The organism is Paludibaculum fermentans (assembly GCF_015277775.1).
GTDB lineage: Bacteria > Acidobacteriota > Terriglobia > Bryobacterales > Bryobacteraceae > Paludibaculum > Paludibaculum fermentans.
In genome coordinates, this window is record NZ_CP063849.1 from 7152800 (window position 1) to 7179034 (window position 26235).

Sequence of the window (26235 nt, forward strand, 5' to 3'; positions counted from 1 at the left end):
GGATGAGATCGCCCTGTAGAATGGCAGAGATGCAATTTCCTGCTCTTTTGATGATCGCGGCGGCACTGGGAACCACCGCGGCCGCCGCCGACCCACCCAAACTGCCCGCACCCTACCAGACTCCTTCCGCCAGCAATGGCCCCAAGGTTGTAAAACAGCCTGACGGGGTCTCCTTGAAGGTGCCCGCCGGGTTTCACGTCACCGAGTTTGCTTCCGGCTTCTCCAAGCCCCGCTTCCTGCTCTCCGGGCCGGGTGGTGAGATTCTCGTCTCCGACAGTGTCGCCAAAGGCGCCGTCTACGCCCTGACCGATCGCAACAAGGACGGCAAGATCAGCGACGACGAGAAGAAGAAGCTGGTCGGTGACCTCGACCGCCCTTACCGTCTCGCCATCTGGAAGGGTTACCTTTACATCGCCGAAGCGACTTCGATCAAGCGCTACAAGTACGATTCCGCCAAACAGGAACTGGCGGCTGGCGAGGAGATCATTCCCTTGAAGGGCGAAGGCCAGGGCCACTGGACCCGCACCCTGTTGTTCGACAAGAAGGGCGAGTCGCTCTATATGGGCATCGGCTCGCGATCGAACATTACGCCAGGCGATCCGGAATACCGCGCGGCCATCCTACGCTACAAGCCCGATGGAACGCAGCGCGAAGTCGTAGCCGGCGGCATCCGCAACCCTGTGGGTATGGATTGGAACCCCACTTCCGGCAAGTTGTGGACATCCGTTCAGGAGCGCGACGGACTCGGCGACGATCTCGTCCCCGACTACTTCACGTCTATCCAGCCCGGCGCGTACTACGGGTGGCCCTACGCCTATATCGGGCCCAACGAGGAACCCCGGAACAAGGGACAGCGGCCCGATCTGGTGGCGAAAACCGTTGTGCCCGACGTCATTCTTAGCCCGGCGCACGTCGCAGTCCTGGACGCGCGTTTTTACACGGGTAAGCAATTCCCGAAGAAGTACCAGGGCGGTGCCTTCCTCGCGTTCCACGGTTCATCCAACCGCGCCACGCGGGTCGGTTACTCCGTCGTCTTCATACCTTTCAAGAACGGCAAACCGTCGGGACCGCAAGAGGACTTCCTCAGCGGCTTCATGTCCGACCCCAACTCCAAAGAGGTCTGGGGCCGTCCCGTCGGCGTGCTTCCGGCAAAGGATGGCAGCCTCCTGGTCTCCGAGGATGGAGGCAATAGGCTGTGGAAAATCACCTACGCAAAATAACTGTTCTGCTGTACCTGTTCGGAGCGGTCGCCGTTCTGGCCGCCGCTCCGAAACGGCCTTTCTCACACAAGTACCACCTCACGCAGGTCGCGTCCTGCGAGAACTGCCATACCACCGCCACCACGTCGACCAAGGCGGAAGACAACAACCTGCCCGATAAGAGCGCCTGCGCCACCTGCCATGACGAAGTGGAGATCAGTGAGCCGCGCCCCATCGGCGTCCAGAAGTTCAATCACGCCAAGCACGTGCCGATGGGCTCCATTGCGCCAGTTGTAGCCGCGGCCGTGAAGAATGGGACCTACGTCGGATCCCATCCGCCGGCCGCCGCCGAACTCGCGGCTGCCAAGGATGCCTGCACCGGTTGCCATCGCGGCATAGCCGAGAGTGAGAATGTCCCGCACGACAAGATCGTGAAGGCGCACTATCCGCAGATGTCCGATTGCCTCGTCTGCCACAACAAGATCAATCCGCCCGACTCGTGCGAAAAGTGCCACGTAGCCTCCGTGCCGAACTTCCGCCCCACGACGCATACGGCGGAATTTGGCGATAAGCACTCAAGCAAAGAGATGGCCAAAACGGAGTGTGCTTCCTGCCACGGACGAAAGTTCACCTGCAAGGGCTGCCACTAGTTCTCCTCCTCCTCGCGCCGCTCCAGGCCCAGATCCGAGGCGGCGCGATGGTGGCTCATCCCAGGCCCGCTATCCTCACCTGGGGTTCAAAACTCCAGTTGTGGCCGCTGGACGGCGGCAAGCCCAAGACCATCCAGGATCAATCTGACTACGGGCCCGGCGGCTGTGTCGTTGACGTCGACGGAGATGGCCAGGACGACCTGCTGGTCCAGCAGCGCCCCGGATCCTCGCCCTTGGTTCTCCTCAAGGCACCATCGTGGCGGCCCCGGATTGTCGAAAAGGAGACCGACTTTCACGACTGTCTGGAGTTCACCCTGGCCGGCCGGCGGGGCGTGCTGATCCCCCACTTCAATTCACAGCTGCGCTTCTATCTTCTCCCTGGCTTTGAGTACAAGGAGATCTACTCCATCTACACCGCCTCGCAGCAGGGCGGCATGATTTTGCATGACGTCGATCACGACGGCTTGCCCGATCTCTTCCTGGGGAACTATTGGGTCAAGAATCCGGGCCAGCTCGACGTCGACTGGCGGCTGTACGCGGTGAATATTTTCCACGACACGCCCACGGCCGCTCTCGCGGCGTTCGGGATGTGGAAGGACGACTGGCTCTTCTGGGGCGAAACGACCGCCAAAAACGCGCGAATCGTCGCCTATGAGCCCCCGGTAGACCGCAAACAGCTCTGGATCGAACACCGGCTCGAACCCCTGGACGAGCCGCGAGCCATTCTGGTCCATCCCCAGGGTGTCTTCATCGGGCATGCGGACGGCGTCGTGTTGGAGTCGCTGGAAGGCTCGTCCTGGCGGCGCACCACTATCGCCAAAGGGATGCGCGTGCTAAAGCTCTTCAACGACCGCGACAACGTCATCGCCCTGACGCCGGAGGGGCCCCGCTGGGTCTTTCCCCTGCGTTAGCCCTTGCCGCCCCGCAGGTAGGCGTCGTCGCCGGAGATCCAATCCTCGCGGCGCGGAGTGAACAGGTCGATCGCGACGCTGTCCTCCAGCACTTCCACGCCATGCGTCTCGTGCGGAGCGAGCGTCAGAACCTGGCCTGCCGACACCACGATAGGCCCATCCTTCAATAGGAACCGCAAGCACCCGCTCTGGACCGTCGTTATCTGCTCATTGTGATGCGAATGAACAGGAACGGCGGCGCCTGCCTTCATGTCCAGCCGGGACACCGTCATCAGCGGCGTATGGATCACCTGGCGCGTCAGCAGCGGAGTCATTGCCTCGCGCGGGATGCTGTTCCAATCGAATAGGCTCACGGCAGGCTAGTGTATCATGGTAGCGATTATAGGCATTTAGCCCAACGGGGAGCATGACATGAAAGGCGTTATCCTGGCGGGAGGCAAGGGCACCCGTCTCTTCCCGCTGACCAAGATCACCAACAAACACCTGCTGCCCATCTACGACTCGCCAATGATCTACTATCCGATCCAGACATTGGTGAATGCAGGTATTCGCGACATCCTCATCGTGACAGGTGGGAATTACGCGGGCGATTTTCTTCAATTGCTGGGCAATGGCCGCCAATTTGGCCTCAATAGCCTGAACTACACCTATCAGGAGGGCGAGAGCGGCATTGCCGACGCGCTTGCCCTGGCGGAACGCTTCGCCGACGGCGAGCAGATCTGCGTCATCCTGGGCGACAACATCATCGAGATGGGTATCGAAGAGGCGGTGGCCGCGTTCCGGAAGCAGGAGTCCGGCGCGAAGATCCTCCTCAAAGAGGTTCATGATCCTGAGCGCTTCGGCGTTGCGGAAGTACGCGGTGGTCACGTCGTCAACATTCAAGAGAAGCCCAAGCAGCCCAGGTCAAACTATGCGGTTACGGGCATCTACATGTACGATGCCTCGGTCTTCAGCAAGATCAAAACCCTCGAGCCCTCAGCTCGCGGGGAACTCGAGATTACCGACGTCAACAATGCCTACATCCGCGAAGGCACATTGACCTTCTCCTACCTCGAGGGCTGGTGGACCGACGCCGGTACCTTCGACTCCCTGTTGCGCGCCGCCAATCTTGTATCGCAGAGCAAGCACAAAAGCGCATGAGTTCTACCACCATCCCGACCATCCAGATTCCCAAATGCGAGCCCGGCATCGGCAAGCTGATCTTCCAGCCCGACTCCACAGACCTGATCGAGGGGGTTCGCATCGAGCCGCATCCCATCTGGGCCGACGATCGCGGCTACTTCCTGGAAATCGCCCGGCTCACCCAGGGGCTGGGCGCGGATTTTCCGCCCGCCACTACCCAGGTCAGCGCAGCCCTCACCTATCACGGCGCCATCAAGGCCTTCCACTTTCACCTGCATCAGACCGACCTGTGGTGTGTCACCCAGGGCATGTTCCAGGTTGCGTTGGTGGACCTGCGTCCTGACTCACCCACCTTCGGACTCAAGAACACCCTCTATGTCGGACAACTCCGCCCGTGGCGGATTCTGATTCCCCCGGGTGTCGGCCACGGCTACAAAGTCATTGGCATCACGCCCGCCATGCTCGTCTACCTGACCGACCGGCTCTATAATCCCAAGGACGAAGGCCGCATCGCCTACAACGAGCCCGGCATCGCCTACGACTGGGAGCTGCAGCACAAATGAGACTTCTGGTTACCGGTGGAGCCGGCTTCATCGGCTCCGCCTTCGTTCGCCTGGCTCTGCGCGAGAACTGGGCCACACGGCTGGTCAATCTCGACAAGCTGACCTACGCCGGCAACCTGGAGAATCTGGCGGAGATCGAAGCCGATCCCCGCTATCGTTTCGTACAAGGCGATGTGTGCGACACGCCCCTGGTCACAGCCCTGCTGTCCGAGGAACAACCCGACGCCATTGTGCATTTTGCGGCGGAGTCGCACGTCGATCGCTCGATCCTCGGCCCAGCCGCCTTCGTCGAAACCAACATCAAAGGCACCTTTTCCATGCTGGAGGCCGCTAGGGCCGCCAAGACTCCGCGCTTCCTCCATGTCTCTACGGATGAAGTCTACGGTTCCATCGACGAGCCGCACGACGCCGATGAAGCCTACCCACTGCACGCTTCCAGTCCCTACTCGGCCTCCAAAGCCGGCAGCGACCTCCTGGCCCTGTCCTACTGGACCACCTTCCATCTCCCGGTGATGGTCACTCGCGCCTCGAACAACTACGGGCCGTTCCAGTTCCCCGAGAAGTTGATCCCGTTGATGATCTCCAACGCCCTGGAGGGGAAATCGCTCCCCATCTATGGCGACGGCATGCAGGTGCGCGATTGGCTCTATGTCGACGATCACTGCCGGGCCATTTTCGCCGTGGTTTCGAAAGGCGAGCCCGGCGAGATTTACAATGTCGGCGGATCCCGCGCCCTACCCAACCGCGCCGTCGTCGAGATGATCCTCGACGCCGTTGGCCAGCCGCATAGCCTGATGAAAACCGTCGCCGATCGCCCTGGTCACGACCGCCGCTATGCCATCACCACCGGGAAGCTGGAGACGGCCACCGGGTGGAAAGCCCTGGTCGATTTTGAAGTTGGCCTGGCTCGCACAATCCAGTGGTACAAGGACAACCCCGAGTGGATCCGGCGCGTCCGTTCCGGAGAGTATCAAGGCTACTACGACCGCAACTACCTAGGCCGCTAGGCCGCGTCCCGTTGACAGCGTTCCGCCCGGCCGCTAGACTCCCTCATAAGGACGACACCATTCGCTATGCCTGGGAAGCCTGCTGCACGCATTGGGGACATGCACATTTGCAACGCCATGAATCCTGGAATGCCGCCGACCCGGCACGTTGGTGGCCCCATCATCGAGGGCGTTGAGACGGTGGTCACGGGCAATCAGAAACAGTCCACTGTGACCCACAAATGCATCTGCCAGGGGCCCACGGACGTCATCGCGGAGGGTGCCACGACGGTCCTCGTCAACAATCTACCGGCCGCGCGCCTGGGTGACCACACCATCCACGGCGGCATTATTGTCGAGGGCTACGAATCGGTGCTAATCGGAAACGAAGGCGCGCCGGGTGCCGCCAAGCTCGATACGGCTGCTCTTTCAGAACTGCAGGATCCCGGCAAGCTCATCAGCAACTTGCAGGGGGAGGCCCAGCGTATTGTCGGCCTGCCTCCCCCTACGATTGCCTAGATCCTAGAGCTCCAACCGGGCGCCCACCACCGGCTCGCCCGTATCCCGCTTCAGCTTGAAGCCGGCCCGCTCGCTGATCTTCTGCATCGCCGAATTCTCGGCCAGGATGTCGGCCGTGATCACCTTCACCCCTTCCGCCTTGCCAATCGCAATCAGCCGGCTCAGTAGTTCACTGCCCAGCCCCAGCTTTTGGAAGTCGTCCGAGATGACGATGGAGAATTCCGCTTCGGGGACATCGATCAGGCCCTGCAGCCGGCCTACGCCAATGATGCGTGCTTCGCCAGTCTTCGGATCGGTCCGTTCCACGGCCAGCGCCATCTGCCGCGCATAGTCGATGTAGCAGATTCGCGTCAGCCGGTCGTGTGCCGTGCGCTGGCTCAGGTTGAGCAGCTGCAGATAGCGTTGGTAAACCGTGCGTTCAGAGAGCGACTCGTGGAACTTCACCATCTCCGGCTCGTCTTCGGGCCGGATCGGCCGGATCGCCACGGTCTCTCCGTTCGGCATGGTCCATTGCCCCGCATATTGAACGGGATACGGCCGGATTGCCGGTTTCGGCAGGTCTTCTTCCTTCGTATCCGGATCATGCAGCACGACGCGGGCATCCAGGGCCAGCAGCCGTTCCGGCGACGCCATCAGGGGATTGATGTCCAGTTCCTTGATCCAGGGCTGCTCCACCACCAGCCGGCTGAAGGCCACCAGCAGTTGCTCCAGGCCCGGCAGGTCCACCGGAGCCCGGCCGCGCACGCCCTTCAAGGCCGTGTAGATCTTCGTCCGTTCCATCATGCGCCGAGCCAGGGTGGAATTCAGCGGAGGCAGAGCCAGCGCCCGGTCTTTGAACACTTCCACCAACTGGCCGCCCATGCCGAACAACAGCACCGGACCAAACTGCGGATCGATCGACGAGCCCAGGATCACTTCATAGCCATCCAGCTTTGCGAAGGGCTGGACGTTCACGCCGTTAAAGTGTTCGAGCCCAACCTTTGCCGCGACGGAGTCACGGATCGACCGGAAGGCTCCGCGCACCGCATCGGCGGTCTTCAGGTTCAATTGCACGCCGCCCACATCGGTCTTATGGGTGATGGTCAATGAATGCAGCTTCAGCACCACGGGGTAACCCATGGACTCGGCCGCGTCCACCGCCTGGTCTTCCGTCGAAGCAATCCGCGAAGGCAGCGTCGGAATACCGTAGGCCGCCAAAATGTCCTTCGACTCAAACTCAGTCAGGATCGTCCGGCCTTCGCCCCGCACCCGCTGGATAATGGCATTCGCCGCCGCGGAATCTACTGAGCCGCCGTCTTTGGCATAGCTTGGCGTCTCATACAGAGCCTTCAGGTTGCTGGCGTAGCGCCACATGTAGTTGAACATGCGCGCCGCGGTGTCCGGATAAGGGAAGGTGGGGATGCCCGCCTGATTCAGGATCTGCTCGCCGGCGGCCACGTCCACACCGCCCATCCAGCTGGCAATCACAGGCTTGTCGCCCAGCTTCGCATACGGCTTCAACAGTTGGGCTGTCTGTGTGGAGTCCGTCATCGCCTGAGGCGTCAGAACCACCAGCAGGCCATCGCTGTTCGGGTCCTTGGCCGCGACTTCCAGCGACTTCGCATACCTCTCCGGGCCCGCATCGCCAATCACATCGATGGGGTTGCTATGGCTCCACGATGCCGGCAGAAACTCGTTCAGCTCGCTGATCGTCTGCTGGGAGATCTCCGCCAGTTCGCCGCCGCCCAGCAGCAGCGAATCCGCCGCCAGTACGCCCGGGCCGCCGGCGTTCGTCAGGATGGTCAACCTCGGACCCTTGGGGCGCGGCTGTTTCGCCAGAACTTCGGCCATATAGAACAGGTCCGAAATGTTCTTCACGCGCAGGACGCCGCTGCGCTGGAAAGCAACATCCAGCACATCGTCCGATCCCGTCATCGAGCCCGTGTGCGACGCCGCTGCTTTCGATCCGGCTGCCGTCCGTCCGGCCTTGATCACGATAATCGGCTTCGTATAGGCTACTTCGCGCGCCGCTGACAGGAACGATCGAGCATCGCCCACGCTCTCCATGTAAATCAGAATCGAGCGTGTCTTCGGATCGTTGCCCAGGTAGTAGATCAGGTCGCCCCAACCCACATCGGACATCGAGCCCAGCGACATGAACGCGCTGAAGCCCACCTGCTCCTTCAAAGACCAATCGAGCACCGCCGTGCAAAGCGCGCCGCTCTGGCTCAGGAAGCCCACACTGCCAGTCCGCGCCATGCCCGCCGCGAAAGTGGCGTTCACGCCGGACGGTGGCACCATGATGCCCAGGCAGTTTGGTCCAATAATGCGGATGCCGGCCGCTCGCGCGTTCACCAGCAACTGCCGTTCCAATTCCTTGCCTTCGGGGCCGGCTTCCTTGAAGCCCGCCGAGATGACCACCGCCGACTTCACGCCAATCTCACCGCATTCGGCCACCAGGCCGGGGATCAACTTCGATTGCGTGACGATCACAGCCAGATCCACTTCGGCTGGGATCTCCTTGACCGACTTGTAAGCCTTGATGCCCAACACGCTGTCCCGCTTAGGGTTAACGGGGAAAACGGCGCCCCCGAACGGAGTGCTGATCAGATTCCAAAGCGTCGTCCGCCCGACGCTGCCCGGGTTCTCCGTGGCGCCGATGACAGCGATATTCTTAGGTCTGAAGAATGGGTCCAGCGGGTGCTCCGCGTGACCAAGGAAATCGTGAGCGGACTTGAGGGCCTTGCCTGACGAGGGTTTCATTTCAATTAATCCGATCCGAAACGGCTTAAATAGGAGCTACACATCCATAATCCCTCCATAAGCCGTACAGGGCAAGACCCTAACTTGCAGCCAGTCTTTGGCCCTCGCAGGCAAGTGGCTTGGTTTCAATCGTATAGGCCATCGGCCGCCAATGTTCGGCCGCCGCTCGCCATGTTAAATGTTGATGAAAACTTCAGGATTGAGGCGCGGAACCGGCCTCGGATGCGCCACTACCTCAGTTGCTGCTGGATGTACCGCCAAACTTCCAATTCCGGCGGCCGGTGTGGGTAGCAGTCTCTCCGAGACTCCCAGTCGTAGAACTCGCGAAGCGCCCGGGCCATCTCCGCGTCGCTGGAAAACTCCCGCCGTCCAGGCTCGTCACCGTAGTCCACACGCGCGAAGTTCTTTCCCTGGAAGGAGAAAATCGACCCTCCTTCTTTGTGTGCCGTGCTGAGCCGCTTGCCATTCCGGAGTGCCGCGAGCACCGCTGTCTGAAGAGCCGCGATCGCCTTCGGGTCTTCCTTCACCCGCGCCGCACGCTTTTCCTGGGCCAGGCTCTCCTGGACCTGCTGGTCGTATAACGGCTTCAACTCGTCCGCCCAGCCGTTGCCGCCGGAGCCGCACTGCAACCGCAAGGTCCAGTATTCAAACGCCCGGTTCAAATCGCGCTGGAAGGCATCCTCCTTCACCCACCGGCGCGGCGCCGCCATCTCAACCCACAGTGTGAACTGATTGCGGTACTCCCGCGGGTCCGTCCAGGGCTCGAACATGTAAGGCCGCCGCGGTGTCACGGCCTCGAAGCGCAACCGCAACACGCGCGTCGCCCCGCCTGTATTCGTCTCTCCGACGTAGGTGAGACGCTCTGTCTGCTCCGGATCTCGTACCAGCAAGGTGCCCGTCAGCTTCTCGATCTCGAACTTAACCTCATGCGGAGTCCGGTCATGCCAGAAGAAAGCCTCCCGGTGATCGATCCATTCCCCGGTCTGCGTGTCGTCCGGCTCGACAAACTTGCTCTTGCGGATATCCATGTCATTGCCTCTCGTATCGCATGGGGCGGTCGCCGCCCCAGAAGCGCAGAATGAGGTCTTTGCCGTCGATCGCCAACTTTTCTTCCTTGAACCGGACCGTTGTAATCGATTCGCCGTTGATTTCGAAGTAGTATTCGTTCTGCGCGGGATCGAGACGAAAGGGGCCGGCTTCCAGTCCGTACACGGGGACTGAGAACCTCACCTCCCGAACCTGGCCGGACCTTGGAAACAGCGCCGCTCCCTCGTTCGAGGTCTTGCCTTCCTTCACACCGTCTTCCGCCTTCACCGCGACCCGGATGTGCGGCACCGGTTGCCCGTTCGCCGCCTTCACCCAAACCCGCGAGAATTCCTCTTTGCTCGATTCGCTCTTCAGCATCCGGAAGGGCGGCAGGTCCGGAGCCTGCGTGTTGAGCACAATTGCCCCTTCCTGCCGCTTCCACGATCCCTTGGCCGCGTAATCCGCCGCGCCGTAGGCCAGCATGTACTCAAACCGGCCATCCGGTTTTAGAAGCAGCTCCGACCCCACCTCATGTCCACCGCGCAACACGTAGTGCCCGGCCAGGTCCTGCGCCCGCATCGCAACGCCCGAGAGAAGCATCATCAGCACGATTCCCCGTCGCATCCTGTTACAGGCGCTGTTCCAGCAATTGCCGGATCTCTCCGTCGCTGAACATGCCGCCCGCGCCCAGCGCATACGCGCAGTGCATCTCCAGGACGCCGCCAGTGAAGCTCAGCGACATGGACTCGCGGTCCTTCACATTCTTCAGCTTCACCTCTTTCAATCCTTCCCGCACGGCTTGCTTGCCCATGTCATCCTGGCAGATCATGCGCAAGGCCATGTTCAGGCGGTGGCACGAGATGTTGTCCACGAAGTTCAGCGCCTGGCCGTCATCCGCCATGCTCTCCCAGTCCACCTGATAGGGGATCGGTGCTCCACAGATCTCCTCGATCTCCTTCACCCGCCCTGGCAGGGTCACTTCCTGCATTTCCTTGATCTTCCGGCGTTCGTTCAGTCCCATGTTCATTGCCTCCGAATCATATCTCCAACGTCTAATCCAGCGCGAAATGGCGGCGAAATCGATCACGCCCCGCGCAAAAACCTCAATGTGCGTGCGCCTTCAGCGTGACATTGATCTCTTCCTCCAGATCGTTCAACCCCTTCAGCGTGTGCAGGTAGTCCCGCCATGCCGTCAATGGGCCGGTCAGGTCCCCGCCCGCCGCTTCCAGCCGGGCCGCGGCTTGGAACATGGGCGACAGCTCACGCCGCCGGTCGTAGGGGGTTGGCGTATCGTCAAGCACGGGGCGCCAGCTCGACAATTGCCTCTCCAGGAACAGCCCATAGTCCGCAGCCAAAGCCGCGGGAGGATGCTCGTAGATATCCGCAATATAGTTGACTACGGAGGACTGCAGGGTCGGGGAGCCGAGATACTCCACCAGCTTCCGGTTCAAATCCGGCCGGCTCGCGATCAGGGCCCGGCAGTGCTGTTTCTCCGTCTCATTCTCCAGATACATATAGCCGAAGTACTTCCATAGCTCGGCATCCTGTCCCAAGGCGTGAAACTCGTCAATCCTCGACTGCTCCCAGGCGCGATCCCGCTCCCGGTTGGCGAGGCTCTTCTGCTTCTCACCCTGAACGTACAACCCTACGCCCCAGAAAACCAGGGCCCAGCCTGCTAGCCCACCAACTCCCAATACACCCGCTACCAGGGATCTCACAATCTGCGGGGGCTGCGTGCCGCCATGCACAGCCAGGAATCCCCCTGCTACCAGTAGCCACGGAACCAGGGCCGCCAGGTTCTCCCACAACGAAAGCGGGGCAGCCACCAGGAACCACATCGTCACCATTGCCGCGATACAAGTTCCGGCGGCCATCGCCCAGGCTGTCAGGCGTCCGCCGGGCATCCAGTCAAAGATCCCAGACCCGGTGAGCTTGATAAGTACACCGGCCAGCAGAAACAGCGGTGGCACCAGCAGCAGCCATGCCCCGACGGGGCCCTCCGGACCACTCGGTAGATTTCGCAGGTAAACCATCAGGCCGAGAAAGCCAAGCGTCGCAGCCAGGGCAATGTCGAGAAGCACTACCGTGATGTTCGTCATCCATCCCTACCAGCGCCGTATGCGGGCGATTCCGATCATGAATCACTGTTGTTCAAAACCGCTTTACTGCAGCAACCGGAAGTCCGGCGAGCGGGGCTATGCAGCCCACCGGGTAAACCATCGCCAGCGACAGCCGTCCTGGGCTTAGCTCTCGTCCACGTATGCGAGGTACTCGCGGCACTGGCGGCAGCGGAAGATGTAAGCGGTGGGTTGATCGTTCTTGCTCAAGGCGGCCATGAACTCCTTCAGATCAGCGCCCGAAAGGTCAAAATCGTCCTTCAAGTGTTGCCGCACCGCTCCAATCGCATCGGGGAACTGCGCCTTCAGTTCCTCGATTCCCGCCGTACCCAGAAACTCGGCGCCGTCACCGCAGCACGTCAGCCACTGCCCTTCCTGCCAACTGAAGAAGCCCGGCGTCCGCTTCGCGATCTCATCGCGGACCTCCTGCGAAACTCCCTCCATCGTTCCTGAATCAGCGAACTCAGCCCCGAACTGCCGCGCGGCTGAACCGTCCGCGATACACCACGGGCACAGGCAATGCGTCAGATGGTGGAATTTCTCCGACGTGACCGGGCCATCATAAATGTACCCTCGAATCCGGTTGCACGACAGGCAGGGCGCGTCTTCATCGCGGACCACCACACCCGTGGCCACCGGATCCGGATGATACTTGAATTCCGGGAGAGTGGTTGTTGGTTCCATCAACTGGATCTGCGAAAACGGGCTGCCGAATCGCTCATGGCATAGGAAATTCTTCCGAACTGCCTTGAGGCGGCTCAGCGAATCCTTCCAGCACCAGGCGCCGAAACCCACCCACCAGCGGGTTGCTCACGTCGCGTCGACAGACAAGATCGAGATGCGTGGCGCCGCCCTGGGGTGTCAGCTTCAGGCACACAACATCCGCGTGCGCGATGCCCGCCACCGAGGCTGGGGCCACGGTCACGCCCAATCCGGCACCCACCAGTCGCAGCACCGTCAGCCACTGCTCGGCCGCCTGGACGATACGAGGCTGGAAACCGAACCGTGCGCAGTTCTCCATCGTGCGGTCCCAGGCCTTCTGCCCTGCCGATTGCTCGAAGAAGACAAACGGCTCGTCCTTCAGCTCCGCCCAGGGCACCGTCTCCTGCCGGGCCAATCGATGCACCCGGGGCACCACCAGAATGAACGGCTCGATGACCACCGGCTCCACCTGCAGCCAATCCTCTTGCCCCGCGTCCCTTGCCAGCCCAACATCCACCAACCCGTTTCGCAAGGCGTCAACCAGTTGCTGCGTATGGAACTCGTGCAACCGTAACTGTACCTTCGGGTAAACTGAGCGGTATCGGCCCAACACGGCCGGCAGCCTGCTCAGGATCGCGGATTCAACGAACCCTACCGTCAGCGACCCATCTTCTCCTCGTCCAACCCGCTGAACTGCCTCCACGTCCTCCTGCACCTTGGCCAGGGTCCGCCGCGCCCGCTCGATCAAGACCTCGCCCGCCGGTGTCAGCTCAACCGATCGCGAGGTCCGCACAAACAGCGCATGGCCCAGCATCCGTTCCAGTTGCCGGATCTGTTGCGACAGAGGCGGCTGCGCAATATGCAGGCGTTTCGCCGCCTGGCCAAAATGGAGATCCTCCGCTACTGCCAGGAAGTAACGCAGGTGCCGCAGTTCGATCCCATTGTTGATATGCATAGAGTCTCGATGAGTATGAATAATATATTGGAAGTTCTAATCATTTCTGTCTAGATTCAAATCAGGACTCTTATGGACGCTACTCCAGATACTGTCTTCATTCGCCCCTTCCAAGCGGGGGACGAGCATGCCTTCCGGGCATTGAACGAAGCCTGGATCGCCGCGATCTTCACCATCGAAGCGAAGGATCGCGAAGTCCTTGAACATCCCGTCGAGAAGATCCTGACTCCGGGCGGCCACATCCTGATGGCCGTTTCCGGTGGCCGTGCCGTAGGCTGCGGAGCGTTGTTGGCCATGCCGGACGGCGGTTTTGAAGTGGCGAAGATGGCCGTGGACGAGAGCCTGCGAGGGCGCGGCATTGGCCGCATGGTGCTGGTGGCGCTCATCGACCACTCTCGGAACCTTGGTGCGCCGCGCCTGTTTCTGGAAACGAACCACCAACTCGCCAATGCCATCCATCTCTATGAGAGTTGTGGGTTTGTTCACATGCCGCCAGACCGTGTAAAGCCGTCGCCCTACGTCCGTTCCGACGTCAGCATGGAGATGTTGTTGCCCTCTGGTGAGGCTCTGCTGCGCTGATCAGTTTGCTCGCAGGACGTCGACGGGAGTCACGCACTGCTGTTTCTTGCGGTCCTGCAGGCTGTCGATCACTTCGGCCAACTTCTTGGGATTGATCGGTTTCGGGAGATAGGCATCCATGCCCGCCGCCAGGCACCGCTCGGCGTCGCCTTCCATCGCATGCGCCGTCAGCGCGATGACTGGAATGTGCCGTCCGCTGCCCGATTCGCGGGCGCGAATCTCGGCGACCGCTGCCAACCCGTCCATGGTCGGCATCTGTACATCCATCAGCACCAGGTCGTAGAGTTTGGCTTCAACGCTCGTCACGGCCTCCTGGCCGTCGGCCACAACATCGACCTCGCAGCCCAGTTTCTGCAGCAGGCTCACCGCCACCCTCTGGTTGATCTTATTGTCTTCGGCCAGCAGAATCGCCAGCGGAATCAGGCCGGGCAGTTGAACCCTTGGCTGTTCCTCTGAGGGCTCAGCCTGCACGCCAGCCCGTTGGACTCTCAGCGTGAAGTTGAAGATACTGCCTTGTCCGGGAACACTCTCGAGCCAGATGCGGCCCTTGAGCGCTGCCACCAGGCGCGCGGAAATTGCCAGGCCGAGTCCGGTTCCGCCAAACTGCCTTGTCGTGGAGTTGTCCGCCTGCCGGAAAGGCTCGAAGATCACCGCTTGCTTTTCGGGGGAGACCCCGATCCCTGTGTCGCGAACGGAAAACCACAGAGTCAGGTCGGCACCCTCCACGCTCTCCACGCCCGCGATTACCTTGACCCAGCCTTTTGACGTGAACTTGATCGCGTTTCCCACCAGGTTGAGGAGAATCTGCCTGAGCCGTACGGGGTCGCCCACGACGGACTCCGGCGCATCCGGTGCGAGATCGAAACTCAGCTCGAGCCCCTTCTCAGCTGCGCGCGGGGCGAGCACGCCCAGGGAATCTTCCACAAGTTGCTTCAGACGGAACGGCGTCGATTCCACCGTCAGGTGGCCTGCATCGATCTTCGAGAAATCCAGCACGTCGTTCAGGACATGCAACAACGCCTCTGCCGACTCCTCAGTCAACCGGAGGAACTCCTGCTGTTCCTTATTCAGCGGAGTCTGCAGGGCCAATCCCACCAGACCAAGGATCCCGTTCATCGGGGTACGGATTTCGTGGCTCAGGTTGGCGACGAACTCACTTCGGGCGCGGCTGGCATCCTCCGCCTGGGTACGCGCGATCTCCAGTTCACCGATCAGCGAACTCAACTCTCTGTTGGCTTCCTCCAGCCGTGAGGTGCGTTCCACAACCCGCGATTCCAACTCCTGGTTCACAGTTGTCAGGTTCTTCAGCCGCCGGTTGTGCAGCAGCCACGCACCCGCGCAGCCCGCGGCCAGCAGAGCCAGCAGAAACGACCTCGTCTGGTAGAAGTGCGGGTGAAGCGTCAGTTCCAGTGTCGCGCCGGTCTCGTTCCACACGCCGTCGTTGTTTGCGGCAATCACCTGAAACTTATAGGAGCCGGGTGCCAGGTTGGTGTACATCGCGGAGCGGCGCGAGCCTGCCTCCACCCAATCCTGGTCATAGGGCAGCAGCCGGTAGCGAAACTGTACCTTCTCCGGAGCGACCATGCTCAATGCGGTGTACTGAATCTCCAGATTCCGGCTGCCCGCCGGCAACTGCACGGCAGCGTTCAGCGGATAGTCCTTGCCGTCCGCATGGAACCGTTCCACTTGCACCGGGGGAGCCAACGGATTGGTGACAATCAAGCTGGGCTGGACCACTGCCAGGCCCTTCATGGTCGGAAACCACAGCCGGCCGTCATAGGCGACATCGCCCGCGGGTTGTCCGCCATTGCACTCCCGGCTGATGAGGCCGTCCGCTATGCCATAGGAGAAGGACTTGAGCTGGCTTTGCTTGCCATCAATGACATCGTTGAGCTGGCTCTTGCTCATCCGGAAAATCCCGGTGCTGGAGGAGACCCAGAATCCGCCCTGCCTGTCTTCGAGAATCTGAAAAATCGTCTTGGCTGGGAATCCAGCGGATTCGGGCACAGGGGAGAATTTGCCATCCCGCAGCCGCGTCAGGCCGCCGTCGAACGTCCCAATCCACATCGTGCCGTCAGCATCTTCCCGCATGGAGAAGATGAACTCACCGGAGAGGCCGTCGCTCTTGTGGAAGTTGCGGAACCGGCCGCCCGACCAAAGGCTCAATCCTTCCCGTGTGCCGATCCAGATGCGCCCCTGGCGGTCCTCATGAACGATTCGGATGTGATCCGTCGGCAGGCCATCCGCTTTCTTGTATAGGCGGGCCTTTCCGTTCTGCAGCACCACCAACCCTCCGCTGATGGTGGCAACCCAGACTGCCCCGTGGCTGTCTTCCTTCACCGAAAGGACTGGATTGCCCGGCAGTCCGTCTTTCCGTCCGAAGCTCTGCCGCCCCTGTTTCGTGAAATGCGTGAGCGTACCGTCATAGAATCCGGCCCAGATCCCGCCCTTCCGGTCCTCACCCAGGGCCCACGCATCGTCCGAGGTCATGCCGTTCTTGCGGTTGAAACTCTCCAGTACCTTGCCCGCGGCCGTCATGTGGGCCAGCCCGCCGCCATTCGTGCCCACCCACATGGTCCCGTCAGTTGCCGTCAGCACTGTCTGGATCTGATTCCCGCCGAGACCGTCGTCGGCTGTCAGGGTGTGGAAAGGAACTGAGTGCAAACGGCCCAGTCCGCCACCGCTTGCGCCGATCCATAGCGAACCCTCGCGGTCTTCGTACAGCGCTGTGATGGCTCGGCTGGCCGCCTTGCGCGGGTTCTCGAAAGGTTGCGTACTTTCATTCAGATACCGCACGAGACCGCCGCCCAGCATGCCGATCCAGAGCGCTCCGTCGCGATCCTTCAGGAACGACCAGATCACCTGGCCCTTCAGCTTGACGGCGTCCAGACCCTTAGGCAGATCTTTCTGGAGCTTGCCGTCGCGTGCGCAGACCAGGCCGGACGCCGTGCCGATCCACATTAGTCCGTCGTCATTTTCATAGAACGAGAGGACGCGGTCGTCCGGTAGCCCATCCTTCAGGGATATCTGTCTGAGGTTTCCGGCGCTGCGCAGGAACAAGCCGGTGTTCGTGCCGATCCACAGGTTGCCGCTTCTGTCTTTGTGCAACGCCCTGATAATGTGGTTCTCCAGGCCAAATGGGTGGAGTTGCCCATCCTTGAGCAGAAAAACACCCTTGCCGGCGGTTCCAATCCAGAGTTCTCCTCCAGGCGTCGCCAGCAGGCATCGCAGGGAGACCTGATCGATTTCGGGCAGGGAGACGCGCTCCAGGCGGCCGTCGCGTAGCTTGATCAAGCCGCTCGCGGTAGCTACCCAGATATTGCCTTCGGTGTCGGGTTCCAGGCGCCAAATCTGGTTCTCGGTCAACTGCGGTGTGTTCGCGTGGTCGAAGACATCGAACTTCTTGCCGTCAAAGCGCACTAATCCGTAGTACGTGGCAAGCCACAGGTAACCGTCTCTACTCTGTGCGATCGAATTGATGCTGTAGTGTGGCAGGCCTTCCGCTTCTTCCCAGGCTTCAAAGCGATATTCGCCAACGGGTTTGGCCGGATCCAAGGCCCAGGCGCACGTGAGCGCCACGCTCAGTAGCGAGGCTAGGCCGACGGATTTCACACCAACTGCATGTAACTGCACGAGCAGACTCTGTTACCACTATCGACAGGCCAGTCTAGAGTCTATACAGCAAATCTGATTTGCCGCCCTCGGGGAGCCCAGCTTCACTCCGCGCAGGGACCATGAATCCGCAACTCGTCGGCCTTCGCCCCGTTTCCGCTCACTCTCCGTCCCACAAGCGGACACCCCGCAGACCGCCAGGGCGCCGTCCTGTGGCGTAACTGTCTCTAATTTCACCACATATCCCGGGCGGCCGGGCTTGGTATGCAACATGCCACTATGCTCTCCGAGGTTTCCCATGGACGTTCCACGCGAAGGCGCGAAAAGAAAAAAGATCATTCGCCGAGCCATTATAGTCACCGTGATTGTCGCTGCCATCCCGCTGATTACCTATGGGTTGTCAAGGCTGAAACCGGCTGCTCCCTCCGTCGAGGGCGGAACACTCTGGACCGACACCGTCAAACGCGGGCCCATGATTCGCCAGGTCCGCGGTCTCGGGACGCTGGTCCCAGAGGATACATTACTGATCCCGGCCATCAATGAAGGAAGAGTCCAGAAGATCGTCCTGCGCCCTGGCGCGCTGGTGAAAGCTGACACCGTTATCCTGGTTCTGGCCAATCCGGAACTGGAACTGGCAGCCGAAGACCTGAAATGGCAGGTCAAGGCCGCCGAAGCCACGATGCGCGATCTGGAAGTGAAGCTGGAAACCGCCAAGTTGGATCTGCGGTCGGCCGTTGCCCGCGTAGAGAGTGAATTCGTCCAGGCCAAGTTGAAAGCCGAGCGCGATGACGCCCTGGGCAAAGAGGGCTTGACGCCCGATCTGACCATCCGTCTCTCCCGCGCCGCCGCCGACGAAGCTGGCAAGCGTTTTGACATCGATAAGAAGCGGCTGGAAATCAGCGGCGCCTCGGCGGAAGCGCAAATTGCCGCCCAACAGGTGAATATTGAGAAACTGCGCGCCGCTTATGTCCTGAAAAAGCAGCAGGTAGACGGCCTACGGGTGGTTGCCGGCTTCCCTGGAGTTCTCCAGCAGATGGCCGTGGAAGAAGGACAGCGCGTCGCACCGGGCACAATTCTGGCAAAAGTCGTCCAGCCCACGCACCTGAAAGCTGAGATTAAGATTCCCGAAACGCAGGCAAAGGATATCACCATCGGCCAATTGGCTCAGGTAGATACGCACAACGGTGTAATCCAGGCCAAGGTCTCGCGCATCGACCCGGCGGCGATCAACGGCAACGTAACCGTCGACCTCCGGCTGGAGGGCGATCTGCCCCTGGGCGCCCGTCCTGATTTAAGTGTTGATGGAACTGTGGAACTTGAGCGGCTCTCAGACGTATTGTATGTGATGCGTCCGGTATTCGGTCAGCCCAACAGCGTCATCGGCCTCTTCAAGGTAACTCCCGACGGGAAGGAAGCTTCCCGCGTCCAGGTAAGAATCGGCCGCGTTTCCGTACAAACAGTTGAGGTTTTGGATGGTCTAAAGGTGGGCGACCGAGTGGTGCTTTCCGACATGGCTGCCTGGGACGGCCACGACCGCCTGAGGCTGAATTAACAAAAGTATCCGTCCGGCCGTTGAATGATGAGACGACAATCCTAGCCAACGCGAGCAAAACAGGAGATTGCAGTGCAACTGAGCGACCAGTCGATGATCAAACTTGACGGCGTCACCAAGGTATTCACCACCGAGGACGTCGAAACCCATGCCCTCTCTGGTATCCACCTGGATATCAAGAAGGGTGAATACGTCACCATTGCGGGACCGTCTGGCTGCGGTAAGTCTACGCTGCTCGCCATTCTGGGGCTGTTGGATTCGCCCAGCGGCGGCTCCTACACGCTCAACAACCAGGCGGTGCAAAGCCTGAAGCTCAGCGACCGGGCGCGGATCCGCAACCGGGAGATCGGCTTCATCTTTCAGGCGTTCAACCTCATCGGCGACCTGACGGTGTACGAAAACGTCGAGCTTCCGCTCACTTACCGTGGGATGGGCTCCGCCGAGCGCAAAAAGCGTGTCCACGAAGCGCTGGAGCGCGTCGGCATGTCGCACCGCGTAAAGCACTACCCCTCACAGCTTTCGGGCGGTCAGCAGCAGCGTGTCGCCGTCGCCCGCGCCCTGGTGGGCAGCCCGTCGATCCTGCTCGCTGACGAGCCTACCGGAAACCTGGATTCCGCCAACGGCGAATCCGTGATGGAACTCATGACCGAACTGCACCGCGGCGGCGCGACGATCTGCATGGTGACGCACGATCCCCGTTATGCCCTGCTGGCGCAGCGCACGGTTCGCTTGTTTGACGGCCGAATAGTTGAAGAAAGTGTGGGCATGGCGTCATGAAACTGAAGTTCGCCTCATTTCTGCGCACGAATCCCGACGTCGTCGCGCTGGCGTTGTTGCTTGCCGTGTGTCTGCCCATGTCGGCAGTCGCCCGGCCGAAACTCCATCTGACCTTCGCGTCCGACCAGCAGCACGAGCGCTCCTTGAACAAGCTGGAAGAACGCGGTCAGCGTGTCTGGCAGCGCCTCGAGGATCGCATGCGTCGTTTTGAAGAGAAGTTCGACAAAATGTCCATGCCGCGTACCAAGTCCACTTACTGTGATGGAGTAGAGTCAGACTGAAGAAGTAGAGGCTTGACATGCTCGACGACCTGCGCGGCGCACTCCGCCGTCTGTGGAAGAACCCGGGTGCGAGCGCTGCGGCAGTGCTCGCTTTGGGCATTGGGATTGGTTTCAATACCGCCATCTACTCCGTGGCGGACGCACTGCTTTTGAGACCGCTGCCACTTCCGGAGATCGACCGGGTGGTCATGCCTGCGGGCCAGAACGAAGGCGATCCCCGCAGCTTTCGCTCGATTTCCCCCGCCGACTATCGGGAATGGCGGGCCTCGGCCCAGTCTTTTCAGAGCCTTGCCGTCTCCCACGGGTGGTCGGCCAATCTGACCGGTGCGGGTGATCCGGTCCCGTTGGAAGGCTCCCAGGTCACTGCCAGCCTGTTCGACGTCCTCCAGGTTCAGCCGCTGCTGGGCCGCGGGTTTCTGGCGGAAGAGGAAGAGCCAGGCAAAGACCGTTCAGTCGTATTGAGCTACAACCTGTGGCAGCGCCAGTTCGGCTCAGATCCTGCGATCCTTAGCCGCTCCATAGAGTTGAGCGGACGCAAGTTCACCGTGATCGGCGTCATGCCGAAGGGCATCACTTTTCCGCAGCCCAGCGAATTCTGGGTGCCCTTGCCCATGAAATCGGAAGATTGGAACGAGGCGGGCAGTTTCTATTTGAAGCCCGTGGCTCGTTTGAAGCCGGGGGTGACCCTGGAGGCGGCGCGCGCTGAACTGCAGGGCATCGCCCAGCGCATGTCCGCCCAATTTCCTTCCAGCCACCGCAAACTGGGCGCCCGGGTCGAGTCGCTGCGGGAACGGATCTCCGGTGACCTCACCGCCAGCTATACCCGCGTGACGGTGGCTGCGGCGCTCTTCCTCCTGCTCATCGCCTGCCTGAATGTCGCCAGCCTCCAGTTCGCGCACGTCGTCTCGCGGACCAGGGAAATGGCGATTCGCGGCGCCTTGGGCGCGCCACGCCTGCGTTTGCTGCGGCAGATCCTCACCGAAAGTGTCCTGGTGGCGCTGGCCGGAGCGGTTTTCGGACTGCTCGTCGCGGTCTGGTCGCTGGATCTGATGAAATCGTCCATGCCGCCGGAGGTCGAACGCTGGCTGCCGGGTTGGCAGAAGCTCGGGTTGAACGGTCTTGTCCTGGCGTGCACCACGGTCACCGCCATGGCTGCCGGGTTGTTATCCGGCTTGGGGCCGGCTCTCTGGCTCAGCCGCACGCCCATCCTGGGCAATCTGCACGATTCCGGACGAGGCTCGACGGGTTCAGCGGCGCGGCAGCGGCTGCGCAACCTCCTGGTAGGCGGGGAGATCGCCCTGGCAACCGTGCTGCTTTCCGGCGCCGTGTTGATGGTGAAGGGCTTCCACGCTATCGGGCAGTTGCACCTGTCTGTCGATCCGGCGCAGATTCTTACACTGAGGGTGAACCTGCCCCAGCAACGCTACCCGGACCATGCCTCCGTGGCGCGCTTTCAGCGGGACCTGCTCGATCGACTCAGAGGAGCCGCAGGCGTCACCAGCGTGGCGGTCACCTCCAATCTGCCGTACTCCGACTTCATGAACCGGTCGTATGTGACCTTCGAAGGCCGGGCCGACGATGGCCGCCCGAAGGCAATCGCCCAGATCCAGAATGTGTCCGGCGGGTTCTTCGGGACGTTGGGCATTCCTGTCCTGGACGGGCGGGCCTTTGCCGGGTCTGAGACAGACGATTCCCAGAAGGTGGCCATTGTCACCTCGGCGTTTGTCCGCCAGTACTTCCCCGATCAGAACCCGATCGGGCGCCGCTTCCATCTAGGCGATGGCAAGTGGTGGACGATCCAGGGTATCGCTGGGGATGTTGCACACGACTTTACTGAGCGGACTCCGCAACCGGTGGTCTATCTGCCCTATACCCAGTCCGGATGGGGTGCTTTCGATCTGGCCATCCGAACAACCGGGGAACCCATGGCGCTGCTGCCGGCCGTCCGGGCGGCCGTCCGGGCGATTGATCCGGCCCAACCGCTGGCCCTCATCCGGCCGTTTCGGAAGCTCATCAATGACGCCATCCTGGGCATCGGACACATGGCTGCAATGTTGACGGTACTGGCGGCGGTGGCTTTGTTCCTTTCGGTTCTGGGGATCTACAGCCTGATGGCGTGGTCGGTTCGCGAGCGGACCAGGGAGATCGGCGTGCGCGTCGCGCTTGGCGCCCAACGCGGTCAGATCCTCCGTATGGTATTGAAAAAAGGAGCCTGGATCGCCGGTCTCAGCCTGCCCCTCGGGCTCGCCGGCGCGGTTGCCGTCGCCCGGCTGCTGAGCCAGTTGCTCTTCGGAGTCTCCGCATCGGATATCCTGGCATTCATTGGCATGCCTCTGGTTCTCGCACTTGCCTTGACGGCCGCCTGTCTGGTGCCGGCGCGGCGGGCCACACGCACAGACCCGCTGGCGGCATTGCGACACGAGTAGAAACAACATGATTTCCTTACGAAATATCGAGAAGTTCTATCAGCAGGGTCCTGACCGGTTCTATGTGCTGCGGCGCATTAACCTTGAGATCAAGGAAGGCGACTTCATCGCTGTGATGGGGCCGTCGGGCGCGGGCAAGTCGACCCTACTCCACGTGCTGGGGATGCACGACACCTCCTGGACCGGCGAGTACCAACTCTTCGATCACAGCATCCACCGCATGGACCGCAAACAGCGCATGGAGGTCTATAAGAAGTACTTCGGTTTCGTTTTCCAGAGCTATCACCTGCTGGACGACCTGACCGTGGCCGAGAACCTTGATGTCCCGCTCTCTTACCGCAACATTAAGAAGACAGAGCGTCAGGCGATTGTGGCCGACACCCTGGACCGGTTCCAGATGGTGGGGAAGAAGGACCTGTTCCCCAGCCAGCTCTCGGGCGGACAGCAGCAGTTGGTAGGTGTGGCGCGCGCGATTATCGCCAACCCCAAGGTGATTCTGGCCGACGAACCCACGGGCAACCTCCACTCCTCGCAAGGCATTGAGATTATGGAGATGTTCAAGAAGCTGAACGAGGCCGGCGCGACTATCGTGATGGTCACGCACTCAGAGACCAACGCCTCGTATGCCCACAAAATTGTCCGCATCGTGGACGGCTGGATCGAAGGCGACCCCAGAGGTTAAGCGCCGGAAACGGATCAGGTTCGCCGGAGTGGACCCGGCCTCTGCTTTGCGCTAGGAATAGTAGTTCCGCAATGTCATCCTATCGAACCCAAACCCGGCTTCTGGTGGCCGACGACCAGGAAGACGTCCTGGCTGCACTCAGACTCCTGCTGAAGCCGGAAGGCCTGGCGCTCGATTGCGTCACTTCGCCCCATGCGGTGTTGTCCGCGCTCGACCAGAAGGAATACGACCTTCTGCTGATGGACCTCAACTACACCCGCGACACCACGTCGGGTCAGGAAGGGTTCGAACTGATGAGTAAGGTGCAGCAGGTGGATTCCATGCTGCCCATCGTGGTGATGACTGCCTGGGGCAGTGTCGAAGTGGCTGTCGAAGCCATGCGGCGTGGAGCGAAGGACTTTATCCAGAAACCCTGGGACAATGCCCGGCTGTTGGCTATCGTCAAGACCCAATTGGAGTTGTCCGCCGCGCTGCGGCGTGGGGCGCGGCTGGAAGCGGAAAACCGGCTGCTGCAGGCAGACGGCCGGCCGGTGATGATTGCCGAGGCGCAATCGATGCAGCCGGTGCTTCAGCTTGTCTCACGGGTAGGTCCGTCGGACGCCAACGTACTGATTACCGGCGAACCCGGCACCGGCAAAGAGGTGGTGGCGCGCACGATCTTTGCGATCAGTGAACGCTCCACCCAGCCCATGGTCACCGTGAACATGGGTGGGCTGGCGGAAGGCATCTTCGAGAGCGAACTCTTCGGACACGTGAAGGGCGCGTTCACCGACGCCAAGACCGACCGTGTCGGCCGGTTTGAACTCGCCGACGGCGGGACGATCTTCCTGGACGAAATTGCGAATCTCCCGTTCAACCTGCAGGCCAAGCTGCTGCGCGTGCTGGAAACCGGCGAAATGGAGCGCGTCGGTTCGTCGAAGACGAAACGCGTCAACGTACGCGTCATCTCGGCCACCAACGCCAACCTGCACCAGGAGGCGGCCGAGAACCGCTTCCGGCAGGATCTCCTATTTCGCCTGAACACGATTGAGATCCACCTGCCGCCACTCCGTGAACGCAAGGAAGATATCCCGCTGCTAGCGGCGCACCACCTGTCGCAGATGGCGCGGCGCTACCGCAAACCGGTGGGCGGCTTCGATCCTCCGGCACTGCAGGCGATGCTCGAGCATCCCTGGCAGGGCAACGTGCGCGAGTTGAACCACGTGATCGAGCGCGCTGTCCTCATGGCGCAGGACCACGTCATCCGCAGCAGCGATCTGGCTCTCCGGCCGTCCCGTGAAACTGGCGGCCGCCTGGAAGATATGAGTTTGGAAGAGGTCGAGGCCTTTCTCATCAAGAAAGCCCTGGCCCGTTACGGCGGCAATGTCAGCCAGGCCGCTGGTGCCCTGGGGCTCAGCCGCAGCGCGTTATACCGGCGCATCCAGCGTTACGGTCTATGAACCCATTCCGCCGCATCTCTTACTGGTTCGCCTCGCACGAGAATCGCGTACTCTACGCCTCGTTGATGGCGGGCTCAGTGGCGGTGATCTTCTCCCTGGTGGTGCTGTGGTCGGGCGACACGTTTTCGGCCAAGGTGCGTTGGACCATGACGGTCCTCATCATGGGGTTCTGGCTGGGTTTCGCCTTCTCGGCCCGTGAGCGGGTGGTCTCGCCTTTGCGCACCCTCGCCAACCTGTTGGAAGCAATGCACGAGGGCGACTACTCCATCCGCGGCCGGGGCGCGCGCCAGGACGACGCGCTGGGCGAGGTGATGATCCAGTTGAACGCCATCGGCACCACCCTGCGGGCGCAGCGCCTGGGCGCCGTCGAGGCGACCGCCCTGCTCACCAAGGTGATGGAGGAGATCGAGGTCGCGCTGTTCACGTTTGACGACCAGGAGCGGTTGAAACTCGTCAATCGCGCCGCCGAGCGCCTGCTCGCCCTGCCGGCCGCCCGGTTGCTGGGCCGCACTGCGACGGAATTGGGGCTGGACGAGTTCCTCCACTCGGAAGCGTCGGAAACCATTGCCCGCTCGTTCCCGGGCAGCGCCGGACGCTGGGGGATCCGCCGTACCTCTTTCCGGGAGAGCGGCCTGCCGCACACGCTGCTGGTTGTAGCCGACCTCACCCGGGCCCTTCGTGAGGAAGAGCTCCAGGCCTGGCAGCGCCTGGTCCGAGTGCTGGGGCATGAGCTAAACAACTCGCTGACGCCCATCAAGTCGATCGCGGGCAGCCTGGCGCAACTCCTCAACCGCCAGCCGAGGGCGGATGACTGGGAAGACGATATGAAGGACGGGCTCAGCGTCATCGCGTCCCGCTCAGAGTCTCTCAGCCGGTTTATCGGCGCCTACTCCCGGCTGGCCAAGCTGCCGAGGCCGGTGCTGGCGCCCGTGGAACTCTACCGGTTGATCCACCGCGTGGCCAACCTGGAGACGCGGGCTCCTGTGAAAGTGCAGAACGGCCCGGCCATCACCCTGCAGGCCGACGCCGATCAGCTGGAGCAGATGCTGATCAACCTGGTCCGCAACGCGGTGGATGCATCTAAAGAGACGGGTGGCGGCGTGTCCGTGACCTGGGAGGTGGAAGGCCCAATGGCGACAGTCCTCGTCCTGGATGAGGGGCTGGGCCTCTCGAACACGGCCAACCTCTTCGTTCCGTTCTTCACTACAAAGCCCGGAGGCTCGGGCATCGGGCTGGTGCTATCGCGGCAGATTGCCGAGGCGCACGGCGGGACTCTGACTCTGGCGAACCGAGCCGGTGTACGCGGGTGTCAGGCGCGGCTCCAACTGCCTCTTTCCCAGAGCTTTTAGCGATAACCTGCGAATTCCCCTCATTTCAGGTAGGATATTCTCTGAA

General features: G+C 61.4%; 24 protein-coding genes. 15 read left to right on the forward strand and 9 right to left on the reverse strand.

All coding sequences use genetic code 11. From position 1 onward, the window contains the following. Positions 1-29 precede the first annotated feature (29 nt). The 3 genes from IRI77_RS28335 to IRI77_RS28345 are packed head-to-tail and all read left to right on the forward strand — an operon-like array spanning position 30 to position 2760. On the forward strand, positions 30-1220 hold the full coding sequence (locus IRI77_RS28335; protein WP_194448336.1) for a PQQ-dependent sugar dehydrogenase: 1191 nt from the start codon (positions 30-32) through the stop codon (positions 1218-1220). After that, positions 1196-1849, forward strand: a complete 654-nt coding sequence (locus IRI77_RS28340) for a cytochrome c3 family protein (protein ID WP_194448337.1) — start codon at positions 1196-1198, stop codon at positions 1847-1849. Before IRI77_RS28335 ends, IRI77_RS28340 begins: the two co-directional genes overlap by 25 nt. 47 nt (positions 1850-1896) lie before the next feature. After that, positions 1897-2760, forward strand: coding sequence for a hypothetical protein (locus tag IRI77_RS28345; protein WP_194448338.1), 864 nt, complete (start codon positions 1897-1899; stop codon positions 2758-2760). Here the strand turns inward: IRI77_RS28345 and IRI77_RS28350 are convergent. Next, on the reverse strand, positions 2757-3113 hold the full coding sequence (locus IRI77_RS28350) for a cupin domain-containing protein (protein ID WP_228486360.1): 357 nt from the start codon (positions 3111-3113) through the stop codon (positions 2757-2759). The two genes, IRI77_RS28345 and IRI77_RS28350, sit on opposite strands and share 4 nt — an antisense overlap. 58 nt (positions 3114-3171) lie before the next feature. Between IRI77_RS28350 and IRI77_RS28355 the strand changes: the two genes are divergently transcribed. The 4 genes from IRI77_RS28355 (at position 3172) to IRI77_RS28370 (ending at position 5950) form a co-directional block, all read left to right on the forward strand. Then, on the forward strand, positions 3172-3900 hold the full coding sequence (locus tag IRI77_RS28355; protein ID WP_194448339.1) for a sugar phosphate nucleotidyltransferase: 729 nt from the start codon (positions 3172-3174) through the stop codon (positions 3898-3900). Further along, complete coding sequence (locus IRI77_RS28360) at positions 3897-4445, forward strand: dTDP-4-dehydrorhamnose 3,5-epimerase family protein (protein WP_194448340.1); 549 nt, start codon at positions 3897-3899, stop codon at positions 4443-4445. The genes IRI77_RS28355 and IRI77_RS28360 overlap by 4 nt, the downstream gene beginning before the upstream one ends. Further along, positions 4442-5452 (forward strand): dTDP-glucose 4,6-dehydratase, encoded by a 1011-nt coding sequence (gene rfbB, locus IRI77_RS28365; protein WP_194448341.1) that lies wholly within the window; start codon positions 4442-4444, stop codon positions 5450-5452. Before IRI77_RS28360 ends, rfbB begins: the two co-directional genes overlap by 4 nt. 99 nt (positions 5453-5551) lie before the next feature. Continuing rightward, complete coding sequence (locus tag IRI77_RS28370) at positions 5552-5950, forward strand: PAAR domain-containing protein (protein ID WP_228486361.1); 399 nt, start codon at positions 5552-5554, stop codon at positions 5948-5950. 3 nt (positions 5951-5953) lie between these two features. Here the strand turns inward: IRI77_RS28370 and IRI77_RS28375 are convergent, their stop codons facing one another. The 7 genes from IRI77_RS28375 to IRI77_RS28405 form a co-directional block, all read right to left on the reverse strand. Next, positions 5954-8692: a bifunctional acetate--CoA ligase family protein/GNAT family N-acetyltransferase gene (locus IRI77_RS28375; RefSeq protein ID WP_194448343.1), complete on the reverse strand. Its 2739-nt coding sequence runs from the start codon at positions 8690-8692 to the stop codon at positions 5954-5956. A gap of 230 nt (positions 8693-8922) precedes the next feature. Beyond that, a complete protein-coding gene (locus IRI77_RS28380) occupies positions 8923-9720 on the reverse strand; it encodes a hypothetical protein (protein WP_194448344.1) in 798 nt (265 codons plus the stop codon). Position 9721: 1 nt separating this feature from the next. Continuing rightward, the gene (locus IRI77_RS28385) at positions 9722-10321 is read right to left on the reverse strand and encodes a hypothetical protein (protein WP_194448345.1); all 600 of its coding nucleotides are present in this window, start codon (positions 10319-10321) and stop codon (positions 9722-9724) included. Between the two features lie 25 nt (positions 10322-10346). After that, positions 10347-10745 (reverse strand): hypothetical protein, encoded by a 399-nt coding sequence (locus IRI77_RS28390; protein WP_194448346.1) that lies wholly within the window; start codon positions 10743-10745, stop codon positions 10347-10349. Between the two features lie 76 nt (positions 10746-10821). Continuing rightward, positions 10822-11817 carry a hypothetical protein gene (locus IRI77_RS28395; protein WP_194448347.1) on the reverse strand — a complete coding sequence of 332 codons (996 nt, stop codon included), beginning with the start codon at positions 11815-11817 and terminating at the stop codon, positions 10822-10824. A gap of 144 nt (positions 11818-11961) precedes the next feature. Further along, entirely contained in the window at positions 11962-12519 is a 558-nt protein-coding gene (locus IRI77_RS28400) for a CbrC family protein (RefSeq protein ID WP_194448348.1), read from the reverse strand. Positions 12520-12553: 34 nt separating this feature from the next. Next, the gene (locus IRI77_RS28405; RefSeq protein WP_228486362.1) at positions 12554-13492 is read right to left on the reverse strand and encodes a LysR substrate-binding domain-containing protein; all 939 of its coding nucleotides are present in this window, start codon (positions 13490-13492) and stop codon (positions 12554-12556) included. 72 nt (positions 13493-13564) lie between these two features. Here IRI77_RS28405 and IRI77_RS28410 point away from each other — a divergent pair, with 72 nt between their 5' ends. Next, complete coding sequence (locus tag IRI77_RS28410) at positions 13565-14071, forward strand: GNAT family N-acetyltransferase (RefSeq protein ID WP_194448349.1); 507 nt, start codon at positions 13565-13567, stop codon at positions 14069-14071. On the opposite strand, the gene IRI77_RS28415 is transcribed toward IRI77_RS28410, so the two are convergent. Beyond that, the gene (locus tag IRI77_RS28415; RefSeq protein WP_194448350.1) at positions 14072-17683 is read right to left on the reverse strand and encodes a hybrid sensor histidine kinase/response regulator; all 3612 of its coding nucleotides are present in this window, start codon (positions 17681-17683) and stop codon (positions 14072-14074) included. 298 nt (positions 17684-17981) lie between these two features. On the opposite strand from IRI77_RS28415, the gene IRI77_RS28420 reads away from it, so the two are divergent. From IRI77_RS28420 to IRI77_RS28450, 7 genes are all read left to right on the forward strand, one after another. After that, positions 17982-19235 carry an HlyD family secretion protein gene (locus IRI77_RS28420; protein WP_194448351.1) on the forward strand — a complete coding sequence of 418 codons (1254 nt, stop codon included), beginning with the start codon at positions 17982-17984 and terminating at the stop codon, positions 19233-19235. Between the two features lie 93 nt (positions 19236-19328). Then, the gene (locus IRI77_RS28425) at positions 19329-20012 is read left to right on the forward strand and encodes an ABC transporter ATP-binding protein (protein ID WP_194453825.1); all 684 of its coding nucleotides are present in this window, start codon (positions 19329-19331) and stop codon (positions 20010-20012) included. Further along, positions 20009-20293 carry a hypothetical protein gene (locus IRI77_RS28430; RefSeq protein ID WP_194448352.1) on the forward strand — a complete coding sequence of 95 codons (285 nt, stop codon included), beginning with the start codon at positions 20009-20011 and terminating at the stop codon, positions 20291-20293. Before IRI77_RS28425 ends, IRI77_RS28430 begins: the two co-directional genes overlap by 4 nt. Positions 20294-20310: 17 nt before the next feature. Beyond that, positions 20311-22719: an ABC transporter permease gene (locus IRI77_RS28435; protein WP_194448353.1), complete on the forward strand. Its 2409-nt coding sequence runs from the start codon at positions 20311-20313 to the stop codon at positions 22717-22719. A gap of 7 nt (positions 22720-22726) precedes the next feature. Next, positions 22727-23401, forward strand: coding sequence for an ABC transporter ATP-binding protein (locus IRI77_RS28440; protein WP_194448354.1), 675 nt, complete (start codon positions 22727-22729; stop codon positions 23399-23401). 71 nt (positions 23402-23472) lie between these two features. Beyond that, positions 23473-24840, forward strand: coding sequence for a sigma-54-dependent transcriptional regulator (locus IRI77_RS28445; protein ID WP_194448355.1), 1368 nt, complete (start codon positions 23473-23475; stop codon positions 24838-24840). Continuing rightward, entirely contained in the window at positions 24837-26189 is a 1353-nt protein-coding gene (locus tag IRI77_RS28450; RefSeq protein WP_194448356.1) for a sensor histidine kinase, read from the forward strand. The genes IRI77_RS28445 and IRI77_RS28450 overlap by 4 nt, the downstream gene beginning before the upstream one ends. The last annotated feature ends 46 nt before the right edge of the window (positions 26190-26235 follow it).